Here is a 4020-nt window from a genome sequence, read left to right as displayed (position 1 = left end):
GGCCCACCGGGGCGGGGCGGAGGTGGCGGTGGGGGCGCGGTCGGTGCAGGTGCTGCGCGTGACGGGCTGAGGATGTCCGCCCCGGCGGCCCGGGGAGGGCGGTTCAGCCCAGGATGCCGCGGTCGTAGCCGACGGCCACCGCCGCCGCCCTGTCCTTGACGTCGAGCTTGGCGTACACATGCGTCAGATGCGTCTTGACCGTCGCCTCGCTGATGAACAGCACCCGGGCGATCTCGCGGTTGGAGGTGCCCTGCGCCACCAGCCGCAGGACCTCGCGTTCGCGGGCGGACAGCGCCTCGTCGGGGCGCGCGGGGGTGCGGACCCGGGAGACCAGGCGGGACGCGACCGCCGGGGACAGGACCGTGCGGCCCGCCGCCGCGGCCCGTACCGCCGTGAACAGCTCCTCGCGCGGCGCGTCCTTCAGCAGATAGCCCGTCGCGCCCGCCTCGATCGCGGGGAGCGTGTCCGAGTCCGTGTCGTAGGTGGTCAGGACGAGGACCTTGGCCCGCAGCCCGCGCCGCGTCAGCTCCGCGATCGCCGCCACTCCCCCGCCGCCCGGCATCCGCAGGTCCATCAGGACCACGTCCGGGTCCAGACGCTCCGCCAGCTCCACCCCCCGGACGCCGTCGGGTGCCTCGCCGAGGACCTCGAAGCCCGGTGCGGAGGCGAACATGCCGCGCAGACCGTCCCGTACCACGGGATGGTCGTCGCAGATCAGCAGCGTGATGGGGGTCTCTTCAGCCATGGCGGACCAACGGTACGCCCGCCGACACCGCGGTGCCATGGCCGGGCTCGCTCTCCACCGTCACCGTGCCCGCGATCCGCTCGGCGCGGGCCCGCATCCCGTCGAGGCCGAAGCCGCCCGTGCCGGAGCGCGGCGGCAGGGCCGCGGGGTCGAAGCCGCGGCCGTCGTCGCGTACGTCGAGGGACACCTCGTCGCCCATGTAGGAGAGAGTCACGCCCACCCGGCTCGCCCGCGCGTGCCGCCCCGCGTTCGCCAGCGCCTCCTGGGCGATCCTCAGCAGGGTCGCCTCGATCTCCTCGTGCAGCGGCTCGGCCGTGCCGGTGACCGTGAACTCGGCCCGTACGCCGTGGCGTTCGCCCCACTCCACCACCGTCTTCTTCAGCGCCTCGGGCAGCCCGTCGTGCTCCAGGGCCACGGGGCTGAGGTTCTGCACCGAGCGGCGCGCCTCGCCGAGGCTGGCGCGGGCCAGGGCCTGGGCGCTGGCCAGGTGTTCCCGTACCGCCGCCGGATCCTGAGTGGCCGTCACCACCTGGAGCTGGGCGATGATCCCGGTCAGTCCCTGGGCGATGGTGTCGTGGATCTCGGCGGCCAGCCGGCGCCGCTCGTCGGCCACGCCCGCCTCACGGGCCTGGACGAGGAGCTGGGCGTGGAGCGCCGCGTTCTCGTCGAGCGCCTGCTGGAGGCGGGCGTTGGCCCGCTCCAGCTCGGCGATGGTGACGGCCTGGACCCGGGCCCGCTCGTCCTCCTGGGCGGCCAGATGGTTGAAGACCGTGAACAGGACGACGTTGACGGCGAACAGCGCCGCGAAGACCACCCAGCCGGTGCCGCCGCGCGGCGGCAGCCCGCCGGCCTGCGAGCCCGCCATGGTGACGGCGGTGGCACACAGGCCGACCCGCACCCAGCGGCGCGGCAGCAGCAGATCGGCCCCGAAGTAGCCGACGACCGCGTAGAAGGCGAAGAACGGGTTCAGCCAGGTGAGCGCGAAGCAGATCCCCCAGCGCACGAGGTAGTAGCCGGCGCTCGCGGCGGACGGGGCGCCCTGGGGGCGGCGCGGCCGGGTCCGGTCCCAGCCGATCTGGAGGACCAGGGCCACGCCGACCAGCACGGCCGCGGCCCACCGCTCCCCGGGACTCATGATCGAGCCGGCGGTGGCGGTCGAGGCCAGCGTGGCGAAGCCGAGCAGCCCGAAGGGGCCCCAGCGGTGGAACAGCGCCCACCGCTCGTCGACCCGGACCCGTACAGCCGCGCTGCTCGCCATCGCCTCCGCCTCCCCGTCGTCCGTCGGCCCAGTGTCGTACACCCGCGGCTGTCCGGCCCGGCCCGCGCTCCGGCCGTCCCGCCCGTCCACGGCGCCGTCACTCCCAGCGGAACCAGCGGACCGCGGCGCCGCAGAGCACCGCCGTCCACAGCGTGAGGACGCCCAGTTGCGTCCAGCCCGGCCAGTCGCCCGCCCCCGCCCGCGTCAGCGCCTGGGCCGCCGCCCCGAAGGGGAGGCACTCCACGACCCGGGCGAGCAGATGCGGCATGGCCCGCACCGGCAGCCACAGCCCGGCGGTGAACATCATCGGGAAGAACAGCGCGGCACCGGCGGAGTTGGCGGTCTTCGCGGTCCGGGACAGCGCCGAGACCAGGGCGCCCAGGGAGAGCGCCGCCACCACCGACAGGGCGAGCGCGAGCAGGTATCCGAACGCCTGGCGCGGCAGCGGTACGCCGAAGGCGAGCCGGCCCACCGCGATCGAGAGCAGGACCGACACCAGCGCGGCGGCGCCGTGCAGCGCCATCTGGCTGGAGAGCAGCGCGGCGGGCCGGACGGGCGTGGTGGACATCCGGCGCAGGATCCCGCGTTCGCGGTAGCCGGTGAGCACCGGCGGCATCGCCTGGAGTCCGGCCATCACCATCGCGAGGAGCACGCTCACCGGTACGTAGAGGTCCACGGTCCGCAGCCCGCCCAGCGAGTCGGAGGGTTCGCGGAAGGAGGGGATGGAGCCGAGCACGACGAGGAGCAGGGTGGGGAACGCCATGATCCAGAAGAGGCCGGCGGGTTCGCGGCGGAAGAGGCGCAGTTCGGCCCGCAGGACGGCGGCGGCCGGGGAGGGGGAGGCGGTCGCGGCGGCGGGTGTGGTGATCGACATGGCTCAACCGGCCTTTCGGTGCGGGGCGTCGGCGTTCTCGGTGCTCGTGGTCAGGCCCAGGAACGCGTCGTCCAGCGTCGCCTCGGTGACCCGGAGCTGGTGGGCGGTGATCCGGTGGCGGGCCAGCAGTGTCAGCACCGCGTTGACCGTGTCGTCGCTCCCGTGGACGGTGATCCGCGCGCCCTCACGCTCCACGCCGGAGACGGGGGGCAGCGCACGGAGCAGGTCCTCGTCGAGCGGGGCGGAGGGGGTGAACGAGACGGCCGTGGCGCCGCCCGCCCGGCCGATCAGCCCGGACGGGGTGTCCAGGGCGACCACCCGGCCCCTGTCGATGACCGCGATCCGGTCGCAGAGGCGCTGGGCCTCCTCCATGAAGTGGGTGACCAGCAGGACGGTGACCCCGCCGCGGCGGATGTCCTCGATGAGCTCCCAGGTGTCGCGGCGGGCGTGCGGGTCGAGGCCCGTGGTCAGCTCGTCCAGCACGACCACCCGGGGCCGGCCGATGAGCGCCAGCGCGATGAACAGGCGCTGCTTCTGGCCACCGGAGAGCTTGGCGAACCGCACCCCCAACCGGTCGCCGAGGCCCAGGCGTTCGGCCAGCGGGCGCCAGTCGGCCGGTGCCGGGTAGAACGCGGCGTACAGGTCGAGCGCCTCGCGGACGGTGAGCTTGGGCTGGAGCTCGCCCTCCTGGAGCTGGGCGCCGAGGACGCGGGTGACCTCGGCGCGGTCGGCGACGGGGTCGAACCCGGCGACCCGGACCGTACCGCCGTCCGGGACGCGCAGGCCCTCGACGCACTCCACGGTCGTGGTCTTGCCCGCGCCGTTGGGGCCGAGGACGCCGAAGATCTCGCCCTCCTCGACGGCGAAGGTGACGCCGTCGACGGCGGTGGCGCGGCCGTACGTCTTGCGCAGTGCGCTGACTTCGATGATGGGCATGGGGAAAGCGTCGCCCGGCGCGGGGACCGGCCACATCGCCCAACGCGCTCGACCGCGCGTCAACCGATCGGTTGATACCGGGTACGACCTCGGTCCCGGGTCAAAAAGCCGGTGGGCGTCGTGGGTGGTGGAGCTTAGGCTCGATGGTTGATGCCAGAGATACCCGAACTCCCAGCCGCGTCCCCGGACGCCCCCGCCGGCTCCTCC

4 protein-coding genes are annotated in these 4020 nt (G+C 74.4%); all 4 read right to left on the bottom strand.

Annotated features, from left to right (window positions below):
* Window positions 1-103: 103 nt before the first annotated feature.
* Window positions 104-745 carry a response regulator gene (locus ACJA3G_RS31910; RefSeq protein WP_406556528.1) on the bottom strand — a complete coding sequence of 214 codons (642 nt, stop codon included), beginning with the start codon at window positions 743-745 and terminating at the stop codon, window positions 104-106.
* Window positions 738-2003: a sensor histidine kinase gene (locus ACJA3G_RS31905; protein WP_406556529.1), complete on the bottom strand. Its 1266-nt coding sequence runs from the start codon at window positions 2001-2003 to the stop codon at window positions 738-740. Before ACJA3G_RS31905 ends, ACJA3G_RS31910 begins: the two co-directional genes overlap by 8 nt.
* A 97-nt stretch (window positions 2004-2100) precedes the next feature.
* Window positions 2101-2877, bottom strand: coding sequence for an ABC transporter permease (locus ACJA3G_RS31900; protein WP_406556527.1), 777 nt, complete (start codon window positions 2875-2877; stop codon window positions 2101-2103).
* Window positions 2878-2880: 3 nt separating this feature from the next.
* Window positions 2881-3813, bottom strand: coding sequence for an ABC transporter ATP-binding protein (locus tag ACJA3G_RS31895; protein ID WP_406556526.1), 933 nt, complete (start codon window positions 3811-3813; stop codon window positions 2881-2883).
* Window positions 3814-4020 lie beyond the last annotated feature (207 nt).

Source organism: Streptomyces sp. YS-3, assembly GCF_045257485.1.
In the GTDB taxonomy this organism is placed as follows: domain Bacteria; phylum Actinomycetota; class Actinomycetes; order Streptomycetales; family Streptomycetaceae; genus Streptomyces.
Note: the sequence above shows the minus strand (reverse complement) of the source record. Positions and strands in the feature narration are given on the sequence as shown.

Excerpts from the sequence above, each read along its gene's own strand:
- ACJA3G_RS31910 (WP_406556528.1), bottom strand. The coding sequence starts at position 745 with ATGGCTGAAGAGACCCCCATCACGCTGCTGATCTGCGACGACCATCCC.
- ACJA3G_RS31905 (WP_406556529.1), bottom strand. The coding sequence starts at position 2,003 with ATGGCGAGCAGCGCGGCTGTACGGGTCCGGGTCGACGAGCGGTGGGCG.
- ACJA3G_RS31900 (WP_406556527.1), bottom strand. The coding sequence starts at position 2,877 with ATGTCGATCACCACACCCGCCGCCGCGACCGCCTCCCCCTCCCCGGCC.
- ACJA3G_RS31895 (WP_406556526.1), bottom strand. The coding sequence starts at position 3,813 with ATGCCCATCATCGAAGTCAGCGCACTGCGCAAGACGTACGGCCGCGCC.